Origin of the sequence: Paraburkholderia sp. MM5477-R1 (assembly GCF_050436385.1) — a bacterium.
GTDB classification, from domain to species: domain Bacteria; phylum Pseudomonadota; class Gammaproteobacteria; order Burkholderiales; family Burkholderiaceae; genus Paraburkholderia; species Paraburkholderia tuberum.
In genome coordinates, this window is record NZ_JBNDMC010000003.1 from 58,368 (window position 1) to 78,444 (window position 20,077).

Annotated in this window: 19 protein-coding genes; 11 read left to right on the forward strand and 8 right to left on the reverse strand. The window is 66.5% G+C overall.

Annotation, left to right across the window (positions count from 1 at the left end):
• Positions 1 to 146: 146 nt before the first annotated feature.
• The 11 genes from OKW35_RS03565 (at position 147) to OKW35_RS03615 (ending at position 10,737) form a co-directional block, all read left to right on the forward strand.
• On the forward strand, positions 147 to 710 hold the full coding sequence (locus OKW35_RS03565) for an RNA polymerase sigma factor (protein WP_429551256.1): 564 nt from the start codon (positions 147 to 149) through the stop codon (positions 708 to 710).
• Positions 707 to 1,138 (forward strand): DUF3619 family protein, encoded by a 432-nt coding sequence (locus OKW35_RS03570; RefSeq protein WP_429551257.1) that lies wholly within the window; start codon positions 707 to 709, stop codon positions 1,136 to 1,138. The genes OKW35_RS03565 and OKW35_RS03570 overlap by 4 nt, the downstream gene beginning before the upstream one ends.
• A 16-nt stretch (positions 1,139 to 1,154) precedes the next feature.
• The gene (locus OKW35_RS03575) at positions 1,155 to 1,922 is read left to right on the forward strand and encodes a DUF3106 domain-containing protein (protein WP_429491480.1); all 768 of its coding nucleotides are present in this window, start codon (positions 1,155 to 1,157) and stop codon (positions 1,920 to 1,922) included.
• Between the two features lie 21 nt (positions 1,923 to 1,943).
• Positions 1,944 to 2,468: an RDD family protein gene (locus tag OKW35_RS03580; RefSeq protein ID WP_184059350.1), complete on the forward strand. Its 525-nt coding sequence runs from the start codon at positions 1,944 to 1,946 to the stop codon at positions 2,466 to 2,468.
• Between the two features lie 800 nt (positions 2,469 to 3,268).
• Positions 3,269 to 4,210, forward strand: a complete 942-nt coding sequence (locus tag OKW35_RS03585) for a UDP-2,3-diacylglucosamine diphosphatase (RefSeq protein WP_090803742.1) — start codon at positions 3,269 to 3,271, stop codon at positions 4,208 to 4,210.
• A 48-nt stretch (positions 4,211 to 4,258) separates the two neighbouring features.
• Positions 4,259 to 5,290, forward strand: coding sequence for a glycosyltransferase family 4 protein (locus tag OKW35_RS03590; RefSeq protein WP_184059774.1), 1,032 nt, complete (start codon positions 4,259 to 4,261; stop codon positions 5,288 to 5,290).
• 21 nt (positions 5,291 to 5,311) lie between these two features.
• Entirely contained in the window at positions 5,312 to 5,995 is a 684-nt protein-coding gene (locus OKW35_RS03595) for a diacylglycerol kinase (RefSeq protein WP_184059352.1), read from the forward strand.
• Positions 5,996 to 6,275: 280 nt separating this feature from the next.
• On the forward strand, positions 6,276 to 7,001 hold the full coding sequence (locus OKW35_RS03600; protein ID WP_090803741.1) for a TetR/AcrR family transcriptional regulator: 726 nt from the start codon (positions 6,276 to 6,278) through the stop codon (positions 6,999 to 7,001).
• 2 nt (positions 7,002 to 7,003) lie between these two features.
• Positions 7,004 to 7,591 (forward strand): TIGR00730 family Rossman fold protein, encoded by a 588-nt coding sequence (locus tag OKW35_RS03605; protein ID WP_026225698.1) that lies wholly within the window; start codon positions 7,004 to 7,006, stop codon positions 7,589 to 7,591.
• A gap of 65 nt (positions 7,592 to 7,656) precedes the next feature.
• The gene (locus OKW35_RS03610; protein ID WP_429356874.1) at positions 7,657 to 8,403 is read left to right on the forward strand and encodes an SDR family oxidoreductase; all 747 of its coding nucleotides are present in this window, start codon (positions 7,657 to 7,659) and stop codon (positions 8,401 to 8,403) included.
• 282 nt (positions 8,404 to 8,685) lie between these two features.
• Positions 8,686 to 10,737, forward strand: a complete 2,052-nt coding sequence (locus OKW35_RS03615) for an ArnT family glycosyltransferase (RefSeq protein ID WP_429551258.1) — start codon at positions 8,686 to 8,688, stop codon at positions 10,735 to 10,737.
• 54 nt (positions 10,738 to 10,791) lie between these two features.
• Here OKW35_RS03615 and OKW35_RS03620 read toward each other — a convergent pair whose 3' ends face one another.
• From OKW35_RS03620 to kdpC, 8 genes are all read right to left on the reverse strand, one after another.
• The gene (locus OKW35_RS03620) at positions 10,792 to 11,436 is read right to left on the reverse strand and encodes a DUF924 family protein (protein WP_429551259.1); all 645 of its coding nucleotides are present in this window, start codon (positions 11,434 to 11,436) and stop codon (positions 10,792 to 10,794) included.
• A complete protein-coding gene (locus OKW35_RS03625) occupies positions 11,429 to 11,842 on the reverse strand; it encodes a group II truncated hemoglobin (RefSeq protein WP_184021737.1) in 414 nt (137 codons plus the stop codon). The genes OKW35_RS03620 and OKW35_RS03625 overlap by 8 nt, the downstream gene beginning before the upstream one ends.
• Before the next feature lie 37 nt (positions 11,843 to 11,879).
• A complete protein-coding gene (locus OKW35_RS03630; protein WP_429551820.1) occupies positions 11,880 to 14,369 on the reverse strand; it encodes an ABC transporter permease in 2,490 nt (829 codons plus the stop codon).
• A 101-nt stretch (positions 14,370 to 14,470) separates the two neighbouring features.
• Complete coding sequence (locus tag OKW35_RS03635) at positions 14,471 to 15,082, reverse strand: DUF4126 domain-containing protein (RefSeq protein WP_184059364.1); 612 nt, start codon at positions 15,080 to 15,082, stop codon at positions 14,471 to 14,473.
• 231 nt (positions 15,083 to 15,313) lie between these two features.
• The gene (sugE, locus tag OKW35_RS03640) at positions 15,314 to 15,634 is read right to left on the reverse strand and encodes a quaternary ammonium compound efflux SMR transporter SugE (protein WP_187610984.1); all 321 of its coding nucleotides are present in this window, start codon (positions 15,632 to 15,634) and stop codon (positions 15,314 to 15,316) included.
• Positions 15,635 to 15,736: 102 nt separating this feature from the next.
• Positions 15,737 to 16,435, reverse strand: coding sequence for a two-component system response regulator KdpE (gene kdpE / locus OKW35_RS03645; RefSeq protein ID WP_176109149.1), 699 nt, complete (start codon positions 16,433 to 16,435; stop codon positions 15,737 to 15,739).
• Entirely contained in the window at positions 16,428 to 19,322 is a 2,895-nt protein-coding gene (locus tag OKW35_RS03650) for a DUF4118 domain-containing protein (RefSeq protein WP_429551260.1), read from the reverse strand. Before OKW35_RS03650 ends, kdpE begins: the two co-directional genes overlap by 8 nt.
• 152 nt (positions 19,323 to 19,474) lie before the next feature.
• A complete protein-coding gene (kdpC, locus tag OKW35_RS03655; protein WP_429551261.1) occupies positions 19,475 to 20,053 on the reverse strand; it encodes a potassium-transporting ATPase subunit KdpC in 579 nt (192 codons plus the stop codon).
• Between the last annotated feature and the right edge of the window lie 24 nt (positions 20,054 to 20,077).

A 20,077-nucleotide genomic window follows, 5' to 3' on the forward strand; every position in this document is an offset into this window, starting at 1 on the left:
CGGCGATCGGACAGAATGTCGACCGTCATGCACATGCAAGCTTGAGCAGGTTTCACCCTATCGGAGCAAAAGTTTGTTAGCATCCGCGAGTTTTACGACATTTTTCGACCGATTACGCGCACGCTTGCTGCGCCGACCCCAACCGGATGGCATCAGACAAGGAACTCGCCGATTTTCTGGCGGGCGTCGAAAGGCGCGCATTCAAGCAGACGGTCTACGCCGTGCGGGACGACGACGCGTCCCTCGACATCGTGCAAGACGCGATGATCAAGCTCGCCGAGAAATACGGCGACCGTCCGGCGGCCGAGCTACCGCTGCTGTTTCAGCGTATTCTGCAGAATGCGACGCACGACTATTTCCGCCGTGCCAAAGTACGCAACACTTGGGTTAGTCTATTCTCGTCGCTCAGCAATGCCGACGACGACGAGTTCGATCCGCTGGAAACCCTCGAGGCCGAGGCGGGTTCGGCTGGCGCCGAGAGCAACGAACAGAAGCTCGAACGAGAGCAGGTCCTGCAGTCGATCGACAACGAGATCCAGAAATTACCGGCACGTCAACGGGAGGCGTTTCTCATGCGTTATTGGGAGGATATGGATGTCGCCGAGACTGCCGCCGCAATGGGCTGCTCCGAAGGCAGCGTGAAAACGCACTGCTCCCGGGCCACTCACACGCTGGCGCAAGCGCTCAAGGCGAAAGGAATCACGCTATGAGCTCCCTTGAAAACACAGAACTCGAGTTTGCGCGTCAACTGCGCCGCGCGCTCGACGAAACCACCGCCAGCCTCCCTCCCGCCACCGTCGACCGGCTCGCTGCCGCGCGTCGTGCCGCGTTGACGCGCAAAAAGCCCGAAGCCGTCAGCGAGCCGGTGTTCGTGCCTGCGTTCGCCGGCATGCCGGCCGGGATGGCGGGGCTACCGCAGGGAGGCTTCGAGCCGCGCCGCCGCTGGCCGCTGCGGCGCTTCGCGCTCGCGTGGCCGCTGGCCGCGCTGGTCGTGAGCCTGATCGGCATCGCGTACTGGGAAGATCACCAGCGCACCGCCGAACTTGCCGACATCGATGCCGCCATGCTAAGCGACGACCTGCCGCTCAATGCCTATCTCGACCACGGCTTCAACGCGTATCTTTCACGCGCCCACTGAGCGGGAGATTCCTCGGGTGAGTTACAAGCGCGGCCTGGCCGTTGTTTTCGGATGCGCGATCGCGGCCCTGGTGTCGTTTGTCGCGACCTATCCGCGCTTTCACCCGAGCCCATCGTCGGCGGGCAATCCGTCGCCCGGCGTCAACGTCGCCGCGCCCGCGCCCGCCCCCGCACTTTCCGTCGAATTGCCCGGCCTGCCGGGCAGCAATAGCCCCCTCGCGTGGTCACGCCTGAGCGCCGCCGACCACGCCGCGCTGGCCCCATTCGCATCGCAATGGGATTCGTTTAGCGACGAACGCAAGCGAAAGTGGATCAAGATTGCGTCGCGATACGCAAAGATGTCGCCGGATGCGCAAAAGCGTCTGCATGAGCGCATGAGTGAATGGGTGCGCATGACGCCCGATCAGCGCCGCGTCGCGCGCGAAAACTACCAGGTTTCGAAGGAGTTGCCGCGCGAAGCGCGCCAGAAGGCGTGGAAAGCGTACCAACAACTGCCCGAAGAAACGAAGGAGCGGCTCGCCGCGAGCGAACGCAAGCGTCGCCCCAGCGTCGTCAGCGCGCCGCCATCGGCTCGCAACGAGATCAAGGGCATCGACCGGTTCGTGAATGCGCGCGAGCACGGCGCCAGTGCTGCCGCGGCGGCGAGCGCCGCGCCGGCTGCCTCCGCGCCGGCCGCGGCCTCGCTGCCGGCAACGCCTGCGATTCCGGCGGCGGGCAGCTTCGTACCGGCGACGCCGGTGCCCGTGTCGCCTGCCGAAGCGCCGGCAATCTTTCACGGCTCCTGATTCCGACCCCGAACCCATTACGTGTCCCAGCCGCTCGCCACCCCCACCCTGCCTGCCGCCGCACCCGGCGGCACGGCGCCCACCGTCCGGCGACGGCTCGCGGCACTGCTCTACGAAGCGGTCATTCTGTTCGGCGTTGTGTTTGTCGCCGGCTATCTGTTCAGCACGCTGACGCAGCAGCGTAACGGGCTCGCGCATCACAATCTGCTCGCCGGCTGGATCGGCCTCGTGGTTGGCGTGTACTTCGTCTGGTTCTGGACGCACGGCGGCCAGACGCTGCCGATGAAAACCTGGCGATTACGGGTTGTTGGCGCTGATGGCGCGCCGGTTTCGGTTGGGCGGGCGATTGCGCGGTATGTGTTCGCCTGGTTGTGGTTTTTGCCGCCGCTGGCGTTGCATCCACTTCTTGGGTTGCGGGTGCCGCAGACGCTTGTTATTGCGGGCGTCTGGTTCGTGGTGTGGGCCGCGAGTGGGCGTTTTGATCCGCAGCGGCAGTTTTTGCATGATCGGCTCGCGGGGACGCGGGTGGTAGCGGTTGGGCGCTAGCGCGCGTGGGCGATGGGCCGAATGCGGTGTTGGCCTTTCCTTGCTTTGTTATCGGTGTATTGGCGTTGCCCCTTGCAGGGCGGGGCTTTTTTCGTTGTTCTGGCTTCGTTGGCCTTTCCTTGCTGACTTATCGGTCTATTAGCGTTGCCCCTGTGCGGGGCGGCACCTACTTTCTTTGCTGCTGCAAAGAAAGTAGGCAAAGAAGACAGCTAAAACCGCAAACTTTTAAGCGGGTCCCCTGGCTTGGAAGGGGTAGTGGTGCATCTGGAATCCGGGCCCCCGCACATTCCCCCGTTCGTGACAAAGCCATCATCCTTCCCACTCCGCACTACGTGCGTCGCGGACGGGTCTGCCTGGGAAACCAACGGCTTTGCCCGCGCAGCGGGGACCCTCGGCTGCGCCTCGGCGATGCGCCGAAACCACCAGTGGGTTTTGAACGGGGTTTCGGTGCGCGTAGCGCCGCCGGAAGAATGACTGCCTTGTCACTAGCGCGGAATGTGCGGGAGCACGGATTCCAGATGCACCACTACCTCACGCGGACCGAGGGACCCGCTTAAGAGTTGGCGGTTTTAGCTGTCTTCTTTGCCTACTTTCTTTGCAGCAGCAAAGAAAGTAGGTGCCGCCCCGCACAGGGGCAACGCTAATAGACCGATAAGACAACAAGGAAAGGCCAACAAAGCCAGAACAACGAAAAAACAGGCCCCGCCAAGGCCCCTCCGTAATAAGAACTTCTCATGACTGTCACGCCGCAGTCACGCGCACCCGGCCCAATACGGGCACCGCCACTCGACGCGTGAGCCATGGACCCCAATACGTCCGCGACTTCCCTGTTTCGTCAAACCGGACCGAGCGTCGACCCCGTCGCGTTCCGGCCCGCTCCGGGTTCTACTCAACACGGCCTGCCGCTGCCCGCGACGCCATCACTCGATGCCCGCGCCGATCATCCCGATGACGGCCACGACGATCCGCATCGCTATCGCACGATCTGGCTCTCGGATATCCATCTCGGCTCGAGCGGCTGCCAGGCGGGATATCTGCTCGACTTCCTGCGCCACAACGAATCGGAGTACCTGTACCTCGTCGGCGACATCATCGACGGCTGGCAGTTGAAGAAAGGCTGGTACTGGCCGCAGGCGCACAACGACGTCGTGCAGAAAGTGCTGCGCAAAGCGCGCAAAGGCACCCAGGTCATCTACGTGCCCGGCAATCACGACGAAGCCGCGCGCCAGTTCTGCGACCTCGCGTTCGGCGACATCCACGTACGCGGCGAAGCGTTCCACACGACGCTCGCCGGCAAGCGGCTGTGGATCGTGCACGGCGATCTGTTCGACGGCGTGATCCAGCACGCGAAATGGCTCGCCTATCTCGGCGACACGCTGTACACGATGATCCTCGTGCTGAACCGCTGGTTCAACCGCATTCGCAGCAAGCTCGGATTTCCGTACTGGTCGCTGTCGCAATACCTGAAGCATCAGGTCAAGAACGCGGTCAACTTCATCTCGTCGTTCGAACGCGTAATGACCGACGAAGCGCGTCGCCGCGGCTGCGACGGCGTCGTCTGCGGCCACATCCACAAGGCCGAGATGCGCGAGATCGATGGCGTGCTCTATTGCAACGATGGCGATTGGGTCGAGAGTCTGTCGGCGCTCGTCGAGACTTATGAAGGCGAGCTCAAGGTGATCTTCTGGACTGCGCTGCGCGCGCCCCAGGCGGGCACGCAAAAAGCCCGCGCCACTGCCTGAGCACTTCCACTCTCCACTTCCACAGGGCCCGCAGCGATGAACAACGCGATGAAGATCATGATCGTCACCGACGCATGGGAGCCGCAGGTCAACGGTGTCGTACGCACGCTGAAGAACACCCGGCGCGAACTCACCGCGCTCGGCCATCAGGTCGATCTGCTGACGCCGCTCGAATTCCGCACCATCCCGTGCCCGACTTACCCGGAGATACGCCTGTCGTTGCTGCCGCGCCGCCGGCTGCGCGAGCGCATCGACCGTTTCGCGCCCGACGCGTTGCACATCGCGACCGAAGGTCCGCTGGGCATGGCCGCGCGCGCGTATGCGCTCGAACACAAGCTGCCGTTCACGACCGCGTATCACACGCGCTTTCCCGAGTACGTGCAGGCGCGCTTTCGCATCCCGCTCGCGGCGACTTACAGGTTTCTGCACTGGTTCCACAAGCCGTCGCTCGCGGTAATGGCGCCGACCCCCGTCGTCAAGCAGGACCTCGAGAAGTTCGGCTTCACGAACGTCGTGCTGTGGACGCGCGGCGTCGATCTCGAAATCTTCCGCCCGATGGACTCGAAGGTGCTCAACACCGCGCGGCCGATCTTCCTGTACGTGGGACGCGTGGCGGTCGAGAAGAACGTCGAGGCATTCCTGCAGCTCGACCTGCCCGGCTCGAAGTGGGTCGCGGGCGAAGGTCCAGCGCTCGCCGAACTGAAGTCGCGCTATCCGCAGGTCAACTATCTGGGCGTGCTGTCGCAGGCCGAACTCGCGAAGGTCTACGCGGCCGCCGACGTCTTCGTGTTTCCGAGCCGCACCGACACGTTCGGACTCGTGCTGCTCGAAGCGCTCGCATGCGGCACGCCGGTGGCCGCTTATCCGGTCACCGGCCCGATCGACGTGCTCGGCGACGGCGGCGCCGGTGCAATGCACGAGGATCTGCGCGAAGCGTGTCTGGAGGCACTGAAGATCGATCGGTCGCATGCGCGCGCATGGGCCGAGCGCTTCTCGTGGGCAGCGGCGTCCGCACAATTCGCCGCGCATCTGAAGCCGCTGCGCGATACGGCGTATCGTGAGGAAAGCGCCGCTGCGTGATGCGGCGCGCCGGAGCCATCCATGCGAAGCAGTCGATCCAGCGCCGAAGGCGCGTCGAACGGCGCACTGCGCGCCGTCGAGTCCACCCGCGACACCACCAGCATCGAACCGTTCGACGACGTACGCGAGCCGGGTATGACCGGGCATGCGGATACCGTGCATCGGGTGAACGGCGCGAGGACCACGACCGGCGGCGCCAGCGTCGCGGGTGGCGTGCAACCTGACGCCACCCAGGACACGACTCGCGACTCAAGCCACGACGCCCCCAACGAACCGCTCAGCCCCGACGACCCGCTCGCCCCGCTGCCCTTCAACCCCTACAAAGGCAACCGCGGCCTCACGCGCGCATGGCACGCGATGAAAAACTCGCTGGCCGGTTTTCGCGTTGCGATTCGCGAGGAAAGCGCGTTTCGTCAGGAACTCACGTTGGCCGCGATCCTGATTCCGTGCGGCCTCGTCGTGCCCGTCGATCCCGTGTCGCGCGTGTTGCTGCTCGGCTCGGTGCTGCTCGTGCTGATCGTCGAGCTGCTCAATTCGAGCGTCGAAGCGGCAATCGACCGGATCTCGCTCGAACGTCACGAGTTGTCGCGCCGCGCGAAGGATCTCGGCAGTGCGGCCGTGATGGTCGCGCTCGGCATGTGTGTGATGACGTGGGGAGTCATCGTCGGGCCGCTGGTCGTCGGCTGGGTTCGCGCGTGGCTTTGAGGTTCGATGCGGGTTGAAGCGCACGCTTCGCCACGCCCCACAGGATGAAAATCCGCGCAGGCGGTTGGGTATTAGAACGCTCGGTTTATAATCGTTTGACGGTCTCACAGGAAAGCGCTCGCGCAAACGGATCCGCGCCTCGCCTCATCCTGCCCTTTCGGGGGGCCCGCCGCGTGTCGGCGGGTTCGGGAGAGCTCAATATACCAACCGCATCCGGGTGGAACACGCAGCAGCGGCACGCCGCCACGCGCCCAGCCCGGCATAACCAGGGCCGGACGACATGGAAGCCAAACCTCCCCGCCGCACGCGCGAACGGATTCTCGAACTGTCGTTGAAGCTGTTCAACGAAATCGGCGAGCCGAACGTCACGACGACGACGATCGCCGAGGAAATGGAAATCAGCCCAGGCAACCTGTACTACCACTTCCGCAACAAAGACGACATCATCAACAGCATCTTCAGCCAGTTCGAGCAGGAGATCGAGAAGCGTCTGCGTTTCCCCGACGACCATCGCGCGACCATCGACGAGATGTGGTCGTATCTGCAGTACATGGTCGATTTCACGTGGCGCTACCGCTTCCTGTACCGCGACCTGAACGACCTCCTCGCGCGCAACCGCACGCTCGAGACGCACTTCAAGCAGATCATCAGCCATAAGGTGCGCTTCGCGAGCCAGTTCTGCGAACAGCTCGTCGCCGACGGCGAAATGGTCGCGACGCCGCAGGAAATGCAGGTGATCGCGACCAACGTCGGCGTGATCGGCACGTACTGGCTGTCATATCAGTTCGTGATGAATCCGCGCAAATACAACGAGCAGGAAGCGATCCGCGAAGAGCTGCATCAGGTCAGCGTGCAGATCGTCTCGCTGATGGCGCCCTACCTGCGCGGCCGTTCGCGGCAGCTGTTCGACGATCTCGTATCGGGCAGGCTGCCCAAGCGCGAGTTCTACGACTACCTGCCGCCGCGTGAAGGCGCCGCGCCTCGCAACGAATCGAAGGACAGTTGAGCATGAAGTCGGTGTGTGTCTATTGCGGCTCCTCGATGGGAGCCAAACCGTTGTATGCGCAGGCGGCGCGCGCGTTCGGCCGTGCGCTGGTCGAGGCCGATCTCGCGCTCGTCTATGGCGGCGGCAAGGTGGGGCTGATGGGCGTGATCGCCGATACCGTGATGGCCGAAGGCGGCCGCGCGATCGGCGTGATTCCCGAGCTGCTCGTCAGCAAGGAAGTGGGGCATAACGGCCTGACCGAACTGCACGTGGTGCCCGACATGCATCATCGCAAGAAGATGATGGCCGAGCTGTCCGATGCGTTCGTCGCGATGCCCGGCGGCGCGGGCACGCTCGAGGAGCTGTTCGAGGTCTTCACGTGGGCGCAGCTCGGCTACCACGGCAAACCGGTTGCACTCCTGAACACCGACGGCTTCTACGCGCCGCTGATCGACCTGCTTCAGCACACGGTCGACGAAGGCTTCATGCGCAAGACCTATCTCGACATGCTGCAGATCGACGCCGATCCGCTCGCGTTGATCGGCAAGCTGCAACGGTACGCGCCGCCCGCGCGCGACAAATGGGCGGCGGTCCAAAGCGACGCGATCTGAATCCCGGGTCCGCCGAACCCGAGCGAAGCGCGCCGCGCACGCACCACCCCAACGACGAGGTTGCGATGACGAAAGCTGTTCTGATCACCGGCGGCAGCCGCGGCATTGGCCGTGCCACCGCGCGTCTGCTTGGCGCGCGCGGCTGGTGCGTCGGCGTGAACTACGTGCGTGACCTCGCCGCCGCGCAGCAGACGGTCGCAGAGGTCGAACACGCGGGCGGCCGCGCGGTGCCGATCGCGGGCGATGTCGCGAACGAAGCCGACGTGACCGGCATGTTCGATACGCTGCAGCAATCCTTCGGCCGCATCGATGCGCTCGTCAACAACGCGGGCATCGTCGCGCCGTCGAGCCAGCTCGCCGATATGGACTTCGCGCGTCTGAAACGCATGTTCGACGTCAACGTGCTCGGCGCCTATCTGTGCGCACGGGAAGCGGCACGGCGCATGTCGACCCAGCGCGGCGGCGCGGGCGGCGCGATCGTCAATGTTTCGTCGGCGGCGGCGCGGCTGGGTTCGCCGAACGAATACGTCGACTATGCGGGGTCGAAAGGCGCAATCGACACGATGACGCTCGGCCTCGCGAAAGAACTCGGCCCGCAGGGCGTGCGCGTGAACGCGGTGCGTCCGGGCCTGATCGACACCGAGATCCATGCGAGCGGCGGCAAGCCCGAGCGCGCCGCGCAACTGGGCGCGACCACGCCGCTCGGCCGCCCCGGCCGCGCCGACGAAGTCGCCGAGGCCATCGTGTGGCTGCTCAGCGACGCGTCGTCGTACGTGACGGGCGCGCTGTTCGACGTCGCCGGCGGCCGCTGAGCGAACGCCGCACGCAACGCGGCGCAAGCCTTAAACACTTGGCGCGGTCCACTACGGCCGCGCCTTTCCAGCCCGCTCCCCCTCTCCTCCTTCCCCACGAACCCTGGTCGATTTCTCATGAAACCGGCACAGCCGCGCATCGAATGCGCGCGCGTTCGTTCGCGCGTAATCTTCAGTAATAATGCGGCGCTACAATCGACCAGATCGTATGCATCCGCAGGCGACGTAAGCAAAGCATAAGTACGAGGCCAACGCCGCCGCGTACGCTGACCAGAGACTTCCATGCAAGACCAGCAGTCCACGCGCTGGCGCGCGCACAGTGCCAACGCGACGGCCCCGACCTCGGCCGCTCCAGCAGGTGGCTCGCACGAGGCCGCGCTTTCCGCCAGCACCGCGCACCCGTTTGCCGGCGCGCAGACCCAGCCGGCGGCCGGGGACCCCGCGGCTTCGGCCGCAGCGGTATACAGCGCCGACACCGCCCATCCATCGGGCTCCGCCGTTTCTGCCGACCGCGCAACGCGCGGCCTGCAGCGTTGGCGCGCGCTCGCGGCGATCCGCCCGCTGCTGTGGCTGGTCGCGCTGGCGATCCTGTGCGCGTGGCTCGCCCCCGGCATTCTCGGCCACGAACCGTGGAAGCAGGACGAAACCTACACATTCGGCATCGTCCAGCACATGCTCGATACCGGCGACCTCGTCCTGCCGACCAATGCCGGCCAGCCCTTCGTCGAAAAGCCGCCGATCTACGATTGGGTCGCCACGGGCCTCGCGTGGATGTTCGGCCGCTATCTGCCGCTGCACGATGCGGCACGGCTCGCGAGTGCGCTGTTCGCGGGCCTGACGGTGTATTACACCGCGCGCGTCGCGCGTCGCGCGGTCGCTGCGTCGAGCTGGTTCGACCTGCGCGTGATCGGCACGCTCGCGGTGTTCGGCGGCACGCTCGTCGTCGTCAAGCACGTGCACGACATGATGACCGACGTCGCGCTGATGGCCGGCGCCGCGCTCGGCTTTTGCGGACTGTTCGAACTCGTACTCGTGCATCTGCGTGACGACCCGCGCGCCGCGTCGTATTTACCGATGCACTCGCAAGCCGCCCGGCACACCAAACCGCTCGATGCCCGCGAGCGGCGTCACGCGATCATCAGCGGCGCGACGATGTTCGGCGCGGGCGTCGGCGTGTCGCTGCTCGCCAAGGGGCTGTTCGTACCGCTCGTGTTCGGCGCCACCACCTGCGCGGCGCTGCTGCTCTATCCCGCATGCCGCAACCGCGGCTTCGCCGGCGCGCTCGGCCTCGCCGCGCTCGTCTGCGCGCCGTTCGCGCTGATCTGGCCGATCTGCTTCTACCTGCGCTCAGAGGCACTCTTCAAGGTGTGGTTGTGGGATAACAACGTCGGGCGTTTCTTCGGTTTTTCGGTCGCCGAGCTCGGCTCCGAAAACGAGAGCCACCTGTTCGTACTGCGCACCGTGCTGAGCGTCGGCTTTCCGGTCGTACCGCTCGCGCTGGCCGCGCTCGCCGGTGGCGCATGGCGGCGCTGGCGCGATCCGCGCGTCGCGTTGCCAGTGCTGTTCGCGGGTATCGGTTTCGCGGTGCTGCAAAGCTCGGCGACGGTTCGCGAGCTATACATCCTGCCGTTCATCGCGCCGCTCGCGCTGGTCGCGATGCAGGGCGTCGAACGTTTGCCGGCGCACCTGCATACCGGCTGGGATATGACTAGCCGAGTGCTGTTCGGCAGCGCGGCCGCGCTCGTGTGGATCGTCTGGTCGATCATGACGACCCCCGCGAGCACGCATGCGTCGCTGCATCTGCTCGGCCGCTGGCTGCCGCTCGACTGGGTGCTGCCGATTTCGCCCGCGCTGATCGTCGGCGCGCTGCTGCTGACGATCGGCTGGCTGTGGCTGTTGCCGTCGTTCAAGTACGCGGGCAAATGGCGCGGCGCGCTTAGCTGGTGCGCGGGCGCGATGCTCGTCTGGGGGCTCGTCAGCACGCTGTTGCTGCCGTGGCTCGACTACGCGAAAAGCTACCGCTCGGTGTTCCGGGACCTCGGCGCGAAGATGGATATCGAATGGAACGACGGCGACTGCATGGCAAGCTCCGGACTCGGCGAATCCGAAGCGCCGATGCTCTTCTACTACACGGGCATCGTGCATCAGCCGAGCGAAGATCCGCGCACGACCGCCTGCACCTGGCTGATCGAGGAAAGCCGCCGCGACAACGCGCGGCCGCCGGCCGGCGAATGGCGGCTGTTCTGGTCCGGTGCGCGACCGGGCGATTCGGATGAGCTGTTGCGCGTCTTCGTGCGCACGCCGATGGCGGGCAAGCTGCACGGCGACGAATAGAGCCGCGCAACGCGTCGCGCCGGCCGAGTGCCTCGCGCGCGCGTCCGCGTCGAGTCAGAACGACGAACCGGGCTCGCGCAGGAACGCGATCTCCTCGTCGCTCGATTCACGTCCGAGCAACCCGTTGCGATGTGGAAAGCGGCCAAATCGTTCGATCACTTTCGCGTGGCGCAGCGCGTACTGATAGTAGCCGTCACCGCCCGGCTCCGCCGCAAGCTGTTTGAACAATCGCAGCGACTCCTGCTGGCTCGCGAGCGTTTCACCGTGCTCGAACGGCAGATACGCGAACGCGCGATGCTGCACGTCCGGCAACAGCCGATCGGCGCCGCTCGCGATGATCCGTTGCGCGGTTTGCAGCGCCTTGCCGTCGGTCGCGAAGGCGCGCGGCGTATTGCGATGGCAGTTGCGGGAAAACTGGTCCAGCACGATGACGAGCGCCAACGCACCCAACGGCGTGCTCTGCCATGCGTCGAGCTCACCCGCGTTCGCCGCATCGATCAGGTTACCGAAACGTTCGCGCAGCATCGTATCGACGGCGTCATCGCGCTTGAACCAGAACTTGCGCTCCGTGCCGCGCTCCGGCGTGCCCGGCGCGCCGAACCAGCAGTCGAGAACCTCGCGCGCCCGCGGCGCAAGCGCCGCATAGTCGGCTTCGACCGAGTACGGTGCCGAGGTGGCGTGCGGCGGCGTGTCAGCCATTGCGGTTGCGCATCCAGTCGGCGGTTTCGAAGAACGAGCCGAGCAGGCGCTCGCGCAGCGGTTCCGGCAAGCCGACATCCTCCATCGCCCATGCCATGCACCTCAACCACTGGTCACGCTCGCTCGACGCGATCGCGAACGGCAGATGCCGCGCGCGCAGACGGGGATGGCCAAAGCGGCCGATGTAATGATCGGGACCGCCGAGCCAGCCGCACAAAAACCAGAATAGCTTGTCGCGCGAACCCTCGAGCGACGCCGGATGCAGCGCGCGAATCCCGGCGAAATCCGCCTCGAGATCCATCAGGTCGTAAAACCGGTCGACCAGGTCGCGCACGCGCGTCTCGCCGCCCACCAGTTCGAAGGCCGTCGGCTTGTCCGAGGACACTTCGTCGTTCAAATCGCTCATACCCTGCTCAACAGCAAAAAGACATCACCAGGAAAACTCACGCGTCGCGCAGCGACTGCAGCGCCGGCCGCGCCAACACATGCCGCAAACTCAGCCACCCGCCGACACCGGCACACGCGATGCCGGCCGCAACGCCCACCGGCAGCAGCCACGGATCGAAGTCCAGATAAAACTCGAACACGTGCGTGGCCAGCATCGAGCCGACGATCTGCGCGCCGAGCGCCGCCATCAGGCCGGCAAGCGCGCCGACCGCGACGAATTCGGACACCTGCACCGACCGCACCTGACGATGCGATGCGCCCAGCGCACGCAGCAGCGCGGATTCTCGCATACGCTCGTCGCGCGTGCCGGCGAGCGCCGCGTACAGCACCAGCACGCCGGCCGCGAGCGTGAACGCAAACAGGAATTGCACCGCGCCGATCACCTGCTGCAACACGCGCTGCACCTGCGCGAGGATCGGGCCTGTATCGATCGCGGTCAGATTCGGATACGCGGCGATCAGGCCATCGATCGTCGACTGTTTCTCCACCGGCAGATGGAAGCTCGTGATGAAAGTCGCCGGAAAATCCTGCAACGAAACCGGCGGCATCAGCACGAAGAAGTTGACCTTGAAAGAACCCCAGTCGAGCTTGCGCACGCTCGTCACCGGCGCCTCGACAGTCAGCCCCGTCACGTCGAAGCGCAGCACGTCGCCGGGCTTCACGTTGATCAGCTTCGCGAGACCCTGCTCGATCGAGATCTGCGGCTTCGTCGTCTCGCCGAACCAGGTTCCCGCGGCGATCCGGTTGTCGTCGGGCAGTTGCGTCGTGTAGGACAGGTTGAACTCGCGGTCGACCAGTCGCCGCGCATCCTCGCCCTTGAACGAATCCGGATTGACCGCCTTACCGTTGATCGCGACGAGCCGCCCGCGCACCATTGGCGACAGCGCCGCGCCGGCGATGCCGTGCGCGTTCAGATACTGCGTGACCGCGTCGCGCTGATCGGGCTGGATGTCGATGATGAACTCGTTGGGCGCATCGGGCGGGGTCGATTTGCGCCAGCCCTGCACGAGGTCGTTGCGCGTCATCGCGATCAGCAGCAGGCACATCAGGCCGATGCCGAGCGCGGTGATCTGCAGCGTGCTGGTACTGCTGCGCCGCTCGAGCGACGCCAGCGCATAGCGCCAGCCGATGCCCGCATTGACGCGCTCGCTGCGCACCACGCGCGCCGCGCCCCACAACGCGAGCCGCGCGATGCCGGCGAACACCAGCAGCCCGCCCGCGAATCCACCCGCGACGATGCCCCCGAGCTTCAATTCCCCCGCGGCGAGTATCAGCAGCCCCGCGAACAGCACGATGCCGACCGCGTAGGCGGCCCACGCAGTGCGTCCCTCCTCGCCCCATTCACGCCGCAGCACGCGCACCGGCGGCACGCGCGTGAGCGGCAACAGCGGCGGCAGCGCGAAGCCGAGCAGCAGCACGAGGCCGGCCGCGATGCCTTCGAGCGCGGGCCACAGCGTCGGCTGCGGCAGCACCACGTCGATCAGGCCGCCGAGCCACGTCAGCAGCGCGAGATGCCCGAGATAACCGAGCGCCACGCCGAGCACGCCGCCGAGTACGCCCAGCCCGACGAATTCGAGCGTGAACAGCGCACGCAGCGCGGCCTGGCTCACGCCGAGACAGCGCATCGCCGCGCAGCCGTCGAGATGCCGGCGCATATAGCGGTGCGCGGCCATCGCGATCGCGACGGCCGCGAGCAGCGCGGTCAACAGCGACACGAGCGTCAGGAAATGGCCCGCGCGATCGAGCGTCTGACGCACCTGCGGCTGGCCGTCCTGCAGCGACTCGAGCGCGACGCCGCGCAGCTTGCCGCCGTCGACGTGCTCATGCGCAAACTGCGCGAAGCGCGCGACCGCGTCGTCTGAACCGGCGACCAGCAGCCGGTACGTGACGCGGCTGCCATAGGTGATCAGGCCCGTCGACGGTACGTCAGCGGCATTCAGCATCAGGCGCGGCGAAAAGTTGACGAACGAAAAGCCGCGATCGAGCTCGCGCGTGATCAGCGCGCCGACCGTGAAGTTGCGATTGCCGAGCTTCACCGCATCGCCGATCTTCAGCTTCAGCGCGTCGAGCAACTGCTGGTCGACCCACACGGTGCCCGGCGCCGGAATGGACGTCGCCGGATGATCGGCCGCACCGGGCGCCGCCGCGATGCGCAACGCGCCGCGCAACGGATAGCCGGGCGACACCGCCTTGACGGCGGCGAGCCGCGACGCCGGCTGCGCGCCGGTCGAATTGATCATGCTGGGAAAGATCGCCGTGGTGGCGGTGCGCAGGCCCAGGGCGTGCGCCTCGGCGGCGAATTGCGGATCGACCGGATGATCGGCGCGCACGATGAAGTCGGCGGCGATCATGCGCCGCGCATCGCGCTCGAGCCCCTGATGCAGCCGATCGCCCAGAAACCCGACGCTCGACAACGCCGCGACCGCCAGCACGAGCGCGAGCAGCAACATCGTCAGTTCGCCCGCGCGCCAGTCGCGCGCCGTCATCCGCATGGCCTGGCGCAACAGATCGATGCCGCCGAGCGGCCGCGCCGGTCTCGTGTCGGCGCGCGTTCTTGAACCCGCCTTGGATCCTGGTAGTGCTTCGCTCAATCGTGCCTGCTCCTCGCAAATCGCGACACCATGTGCGTGGCCATGCCGCGAAAACCGCCCTGCACGCCACGCCACAATCGCGGCAATGCCCACGCCGCGAGCAGAAGGAAGCCTACCATCAAGACCAGAAACACGAGCGGCACGAACAGCGCAAGCAGTACGCCGCCGACCACGAGGCCGTCCTCGGCGGTCGACGTGACGAGGTTCGACACCGGCTCCGGCGACAGGTTGATCAGCGCGCGCGTGCCCGCCTTCGCGAGATGCGCGGTGCCGGCGAGCGTGCCGCCCGCGAGCGCGGCAACGCTCAGCAGTGTCGGATCGGCGTGGCCGAGCGCGCCGGCGGCCAGCACGGCGCCGGCCGGAATGCGGATGAAGGTGTGGATCGCATCCCACAGCGAATCGAACGCGGGGATCTTGTCGGCGAAGAATTCGGCCAGCGTCAGCACGGCCGCCGCACCGATCACCCATGGCGATGACAGCGCGGACAATGTGTTCGGCAAGTGAATCAGGCCAAGACGTTCGAACACGCCGGCCAGGAGGACCGTCAGATAGAGGCGCAGACCGCTGCCCCATGAAAGGCCCGCTGCAAGTGAAAGTGATTCAAGCATGGCCGCCTCCACGCGCTCAGTGCGTGCCAGGCGCCGCGGCGGGAACGAGCGGGCGTTCCGCGCCGAACCATCAGGCTCGCCAAGCTGGCCGCGCCAGCCAGGCCGCGGGCAATTTCAAGGTCGTTTCTGTCTCATTATAGCTACGATAATTCGCAGAACGCAGAGCGGCGAAGCCTTCGCTGTGGCTTGCAGGCAATGGCGGCCGCGCCCCGAGCGCAGGTGGCCGCCCGGTCAGTGCCCCGACGACAGCTTCAGGCCGACGAGGCCGATCACGATCAGCGACGCACTGGCGGCGCGCGCGACCGTCAACGCCTCGCCCATCATCACGACGCCGAAGATGAACGCGCCGACCGCGCCGATCCCTGTCCAGACAGCATAGGCTGTGCCGAGCGGCAACTGGCGCATCGCGAGCGCGAGCAGCACGAAGCTGCCGAGCGCGGTCACGACCGTGAAGACGGACGGCCACAAGCGGGTGAAACCTTCGGAAGTTTTGAGACCGGCCGCCCACGCGACTTCGAGCAGACCGGCAATCAGGAGAAGAAACCAGGACATCGACACAGCTCCATGAAAAATGGGGCCGTCCCCGATGATTGATGCAGGCGCAAGGTCGTCCTTACGTCGGGAGATTATAACGAAGCGGCATCGCGGACGAACTCACACCGCACCCACCAGCCGGTACCCGACGCCCGTCTCCGTGACGATATGCTCCGGCTGCGCCGGATCGCGCTCGAGCTTGCCGCGCAGATGCGCCATGTAGATGCGCAGATAGTGGTGACTCTCGACGTGCGACGGCCCCCACACGTCGCGCAGCAACTGCCGGTGCGTGAGCACGCGGCCCGCATGGCGCACGAGCGTCGCGAGCAGCCGGTATTCGATCGGCGTCAGATGGACCGCGGCGCCGTCGCGCGTAACCTGGCGCAGCGCGAGGTCGACGGTGACCGCACCGAAGCGCACCTGCGGCGATTCGTTCGCGCCGCCGTGATTGCGCCGCCGCAGATGCGCGCGGATCCGCGCAAGCAACTCCGACACGCCGAACGGCTTGGTCAGGTAATCGTCGGCGCCGGCGTCGAGCGCGGCGACCTTTTCGCTTTCCTGGGTACGCGCCGACAGCACGATCACCGGCAGCTCGCTCCAGCCGCGCAGCTCGCGGATCACGTCGAGGCCGTCGGTGTCGGGCAGGCCCAGATCGACGATCACGAGATCGGGCTTGCGCGTCGCCGCTTCGACGAGCCCCTGCTTGCCGGTCTCGGCGTCGTACACGGCGATGCCCTCGCCTTCGAGCGCCGTGCGCACGAAGCGGCGAATCTGCTTCTCGTCTTCGATCAGAACGACGGTGATGCTCAGGTCACTCATGGGCGGGGCGGGTGAGCGGGTTGAGGTCGGCGGCGGTGTCGGTGTCGGTGGCTGCGCCTTCGTCTTCGAGCGTATCAAACGTCTCGGGTGCGTCGGGCGGCGTCTTGACCGGCAGCGTGAACCAGAAGCGCGCGCCCTCGACGTGGCCATCCGCGGCCAGCCGGTTGAGCGCGCCGATTGTACCGCCGTGTGCCTCGACGATCGCGCGGCAGATCGCGAGCCCAAGGCCGATGCCTGGTTTCGCCGACTCCTTCTCGCCGCGCGTGAACTTCTCGAACACGCGCGCTTCCATGCCGGCGGGCAGGCCGGGGCCGTTGTCGTCGATCGTGATGCGCACGAACGGCGTGCCGTCCGCGTCGATCTGCTGCGCGCCGATCGCGAGCGGCGTGCCGGACGCCGTGTATTTGGCCGCGTTCTCGAACAGGTTCGAGAACAGGCGCTCCATCAACACCGCGTCGAGATGCAGCAGCGGCAGATCGGCGGGCAGCGTAACCCGCACCGGATGATCCGCGAGCACACGCTTGCACGCGCGCAGCGCGGCGCCGACGGTCTCCTCGAGCAGCGTCCATTGCTGGTTCAGTTGCAGGCTGCCGGCCTGCAAGCGCGCCATGTCGAGCAGATTCGTGACGATGCCGGTCATGCGCAGCGCTTCTTCGTGGATTGCGTCGACGAGTTCGTCGTCACGCCGCGCGGCGGATTGCGCGTCGGTCCGCAAAGAAGCATTCACCTCGCCTGCTGTCCGCCCCTGTCCCGCCTGCCGCCCCTGCGCGAGCATCGACGAAAACCCGACGATCGTCGTCAGCGGCGTGCGCAGATCGTGCGAAATCGCCGACAGCAGCGAATTGCGCAGCCGCTCCGACTCCATGTTGACGAGCGCATCGCGCGCGATATCGACGTAGTGCACCCGTTCGAGCGCGAGCGCGATCTGCGCGGCGAACGCATCGAGCATGCGGCGCTGTTCGGGCACGGTCAGCTCGCGCTCGTCACGCACGACCACCGCGAGCACGCCGCGCGTGCGCATCGGCGCCTTCAGCGGCAGATACAGCGCCGCGGCGGCCGGCAGCGTATCGGTGCCGTGGCCGGCCGGCTTCTGCTGATCGTAGACCCATTGGCCGACATCGAGATCGAGCGCGTCGCCTTCGAGCGTGATCGCCGCGTCGGGGTCCTCGATCTTCTGTTTGATCTGGTCGGCGCTGTCGGGCAGCAGGATCGCCACACGCGCGCCGAACACCTCGCTCACGTGCCGGGTGCCGATGCCGACGATCTGCTCGGTCGCGAGCGCCGCGGCGAGCTCGCGCGCCATCTCATACATCGCGCCGGTGCGCTGCTCGCGGCGTCGCGCGACGCTCGCCTCGTGGCGCAGGCTCGAAGTCAGATGGCTGATCACGAGCGAGGTCAGCAGCATGCCGAAGAACGTCAGCAGGTATTGCGTGTCGGAGACCGACAGCGACATGCGCGGCGGCACGAAGAAGAAATCGAACGCGGCGACGCTCGCGAACGACAGCACGACACCCGGCCCGCGCCCGAGCTTCACCGCGGTGAAGATCACGCCGAGCAAATACAGCATCACGAGGTTGGTCAGATCGATGCGGTCGATCAACTGGCTCGACAGCAACGTGATCGCCGCGCCGATCGCGAGCGCGAACGCGTACGCGCGCGGCGGCGAGCGACGCTCGCGGGCCGCGCTCAACGCCTCGCGCCAAGCGTTCGCGGTCGTGTTCAACAGCCGCCGCTGCTCGCCGCCGTCGCGCTCCGACGATACGCGAATCAGCGTGAGATCGAGATCGCCGCTCTTCTCGGCGATGCGCTCGCCCAGCGGCCGGCGCAGCCAGCGGCTCGCGCCCGTGCGCGACGATGCGCCCGCCACCAGCTTCGATACGTTGCGCGCCTGCGCGTAACCGATCAACGCGTCGAGGGCATCGGTGGCGGCGAGCGTCGCGGTTTCGGCGCCGAGTTCGGCGGCGAGCTTCAGCGCGTTCAGCGTGCGTTCGCGGCGCGCGTCGGGTAGGCGCTGCAACGCGGGCGTTTCGACATAGACCGCGAGCCAGTCGGCCCTCAGGCTCGCGGCGAGGCGCGCCGCCGAGCGCACCAGCGCCGGCGCTTCGGGACCAGGACCGACGCACACCAGCAGCCGCTCGCGCGCCTGCCAGATACGCTGGATCGACCGATCGGCGCGGTACTCGCGCATCTGCGCGTCGACCCGATCGGCGGTGCGGCGCAGCGCGAGTTCGCGCAGCGCGATCAGGTTGCCCTTGCGAAAGAAGTTGCGCACCGCGCGCTCGGCCTGCTGCGCCATGTAGACCTTGCCGTCGCGCATGCGGTCGAGCAGTTCCTCGGCCGGCAGATCGACGAGCGTGACTTCGTCGGCATGATCGAACACGCGATCGGGCACGGTCTCCCACACCCGGATGCCGGTGATCTGGCCGACCACGTCGTTCAGGCTCTCCAGGTGCTGCACGTTGACGGTCGTATAAACGTCGATGCCCGCGTCGAGCAGTTCGTAGACGTCCTGCCAGCGCTTCAGATGACGCGCGCCCTGCAGGTTCGAATGCGCGAGTTCGTCGACGAGGATCAGTTGCGGCTTGCGCGCGAGCGCGGCGTCGAGATCGAACTCGCCGAGCTTGCGGCCGCGATACTCGATCTGCGCCAGCGGCAGCACGTCGAGCCCCGCGAGCAACGCGGCGGTATCGCTGCGTCCATGCGTTTCGGCGATGCCGACCAGCACGTCGACCCCTTCTTGCTGGCGGCGGCTCGCGGCCTGCAGCATCGCATAGGTCTTGCCGACGCCGGCCGACGCGCCGAAGAAAACCTTCAGCCGGCCGCGCTGGCGTTTTTCTTCGTCGCGCTGCAGCTTGTCGAGCAGTTGGTCAGGATCGGGGCGGTTCATGCGCAGTGGTTTTGATAGTCGTACGAGCGGCGGTGTCTGCATGGTGGCACGGCCCGCGCCGGCCCGCAAATGGCGGCGCGGCGCCACGCGAAACGCCGCTGTTTCATCGATGAACCGCAATTGCGGCTGGTGCGTCGTCGATGCGTTCAGTGTCAGCCGCGCTTCATTTCATCGAGCGCGAGATTGAGCTTCAGCACATTCACGCGCGGCTCGCCGAGCACGCCGAACTGGCGCCCCTTCGTGTAGCGCTCGACGAGCGCCTGCACGTCGTTCGGCGCGAGGTGACGGGCCTGCGCGACCCGCTCGAGCTGATACGCGGCCGCGGCCGGACTGATCTCCGGATCGAGCCCGCTGCCCGACGATGTGACCAGATCGACCGGCACCGGCTTCGACATGTCGGTGCCCGCCGCCTTCAGCGCCGCGAGACGGCCCTTGATCTCGTCGAGCAGCGCGGGGTTGTTCGGCCCGAGGTTCGAGCCGCCCGAGCTCTGCGGGTTGTACGGCATCGGGCTCGTCGCCGACAGCCGGCCCCAGAAGTACTGGGGCGCGTCGAACTGCTGGCCGATCAGCTGTGAGCCGACCACCTTGCCGTTCTGCTCGATGAGGCTGCCGTTGGCCTGTTGGTGGAACGCCGCCTGGCCGAACGCGGTCATCACGGCGGGATAGGCGAGTCCTGTGATCGCGGTCAGCACCGCGAAGATCACTATCAGCGGACGGAACAGATTCTTCATGATGGGTCTCTTTCCCTTTTCATC

Coding starts and splice junctions, on each gene's coding strand:
- OKW35_RS03565 (WP_429551256.1), top strand. CDS start 147: ATGGCATCAGACAAGGAACTCGCCGATTTTCTGGCGGGCGTCGAAAGG.
- OKW35_RS03570 (WP_429551257.1), top strand. CDS start 707: ATGAGCTCCCTTGAAAACACAGAACTCGAGTTTGCGCGTCAACTGCGC.
- OKW35_RS03585 (WP_090803742.1), top strand. CDS start 3,269: ATGGACCCCAATACGTCCGCGACTTCCCTGTTTCGTCAAACCGGACCG.
- OKW35_RS03590 (WP_184059774.1), top strand. CDS start 4,259: ATGAAGATCATGATCGTCACCGACGCATGGGAGCCGCAGGTCAACGGT.
- OKW35_RS03595 (WP_184059352.1), top strand. CDS start 5,312: ATGCGAAGCAGTCGATCCAGCGCCGAAGGCGCGTCGAACGGCGCACTG.
- OKW35_RS03600 (WP_090803741.1), top strand. CDS start 6,276: ATGGAAGCCAAACCTCCCCGCCGCACGCGCGAACGGATTCTCGAACTG.
- OKW35_RS03605 (WP_026225698.1), top strand. CDS start 7,004: ATGAAGTCGGTGTGTGTCTATTGCGGCTCCTCGATGGGAGCCAAACCG.
- OKW35_RS03610 (WP_429356874.1), top strand. CDS start 7,657: ATGACGAAAGCTGTTCTGATCACCGGCGGCAGCCGCGGCATTGGCCGT.
- OKW35_RS03615 (WP_429551258.1), top strand. CDS start 8,686: ATGCAAGACCAGCAGTCCACGCGCTGGCGCGCGCACAGTGCCAACGCG.
- OKW35_RS03620 (WP_429551259.1), bottom strand. CDS start 11,436: ATGGCTGACACGCCGCCGCACGCCACCTCGGCACCGTACTCGGTCGAA.
- OKW35_RS03625 (WP_184021737.1), bottom strand. CDS start 11,842: ATGAGCGATTTGAACGACGAAGTGTCCTCGGACAAGCCGACGGCCTTC.
- OKW35_RS03630 (WP_429551820.1), bottom strand. CDS start 14,369: ATGACGGCGCGCGACTGGCGCGCGGGCGAACTGACGATGTTGCTGCTC.
- OKW35_RS03635 (WP_184059364.1), bottom strand. CDS start 15,082: ATGCTTGAATCACTTTCACTTGCAGCGGGCCTTTCATGGGGCAGCGGT.
- sugE (WP_187610984.1), bottom strand. CDS start 15,634: ATGTCCTGGTTTCTTCTCCTGATTGCCGGTCTGCTCGAAGTCGCGTGG.
- kdpE (WP_176109149.1), bottom strand. CDS start 16,435: ATGAGTGACCTGAGCATCACCGTCGTTCTGATCGAAGACGAGAAGCAG.
- OKW35_RS03650 (WP_429551260.1), bottom strand. CDS start 19,322: ATGAACCGCCCCGATCCTGACCAACTGCTCGACAAGCTGCAGCGCGAC.
- kdpC (WP_429551261.1), bottom strand. CDS start 20,053: ATGAAGAATCTGTTCCGTCCGCTGATAGTGATCTTCGCGGTGCTGACC.